We start from the raw sequence: 1278 nt of genomic DNA, 5'->3' as shown, positions 1-1278 counted from the left end.
GGCCTGGCCGCGCGTGAACTTGTCGAACAGCGTCTGCTCGCGGCCCCGCAGCGCGGCAGGCAGGCCGGGGCCGTGGTCGCGCACCTGAAGCACCAGCGCATGCTCGGTGACGTGCGCGCCGACCACGATCGGCGCCGCCCCGTACTTGGAGGCGTTCTCCAGCAGGTTGACCAGCACGCGCTCGATCAGCACCGCGTCGAACTCGACCAGCGGCAGGTCGGGCGGCAGCGAGGTCTGCACCTGCATGTCCCCGAGCGCGGGCCGCGCCGCRCGGATGGCCGARCCGRCCACTTCCTCGACCGACTGCCAGTCGCGCCGCAGGTTGACGGCGCCGCCGGCGATGCCGCTCTCGAGSCGCGCCATGTCCAGCAGGTTGCTCACCAGCGCATGGAGCTGGTGCGCCTGCGCGACGATCGCGCGCGCCACCGCATGCGCCCCGCCGGCGCCCTCGGGCAGCGCGTGCAGCGATTCGGCCAGCGCGATCAGCGCGGTCAGCGGCGTGCGCACGTCGTGCGAGATCGCGCCCAGCAGCGCATTGCGCAGGCGCTCGGACTCCATCTCGACCACCGCCTGCTGCGCCACYTCGACATAGTGCACCCGCTCCAGCGCGATGGCGATCTGCCGCGCCAGCGTGTCGAGCTGCTGCGCCTCTTCGGGAACCAGCAGCCAGCGCGCGTGCGCGGGCTCCAGCGCGAGCACGCCGCGCACCCGCATCGGCGCCTTCAGCGGCACGTAGTGCCAGGGCTGCGCCGCCAGCGTGGCGGTGGCGAGGCCGGCCGGCTGGCCCTGGCGGAAGCTCCAGTCGGCCACGCTGGGGTCGAAGCCCGGCGGCGCCGGCACGGGCATGACCAGCCGGTCGTTGGCGTGCGCCGCCAGCACCACCGCCTTGCCGCCGAAATGGCCCTGCACCGCGGCCGCGCCGAGGGCGACCACCTGCGCACTCTCGAGCGCGGCCGAGAGCTCGCGCGTGAGCTCGAACAGCGACTGCGCACGCCGCTCGCGGCGGGTCGACACGCCGGCCGCAAAGCGCAGTCCGGCCGTGAGCTGCCCGACCAGCAGGCCGACGCCGAGCATGACCGCGAAAGTCACGAGGTACTGCACGTCGCTGACCGCCAGCGACAGGCGCGGCGGCACGAAGAAGAAGTCGAAGGCGGCCACGTTGAGCATCGCGGCGAAGGCCGCCGGGCCGCGCCCGAAGCGCATCGCCACCCCGACCACGCCAAGCAGGAACAGCATCACGATGTTGACCAGCTCCAGCACGGCCGACAGCGGGGTGGC

1 protein-coding gene is annotated in these 1278 nt (G+C 73.7%); it reads right to left on the bottom strand.

Annotation, left to right across the window (positions count from 1 at the left end; genetic code table 11):
- Positions 1-1278: DUF4118 domain-containing protein (locus tag AB4Z46_RS35280; protein ID WP_442288203.1), on the bottom strand; the 1278-nt coding region annotated here is incomplete at both ends.

The sequence above is a fragment of the Variovorax sp. M-6 genome, assembly GCF_052114385.1.
Classification (GTDB): Bacteria; Pseudomonadota; Gammaproteobacteria; order Burkholderiales; family Burkholderiaceae_C; genus Variovorax.
Note: the sequence above shows the minus strand (reverse complement) of the source record. Positions and strands in the feature narration are given on the sequence as shown.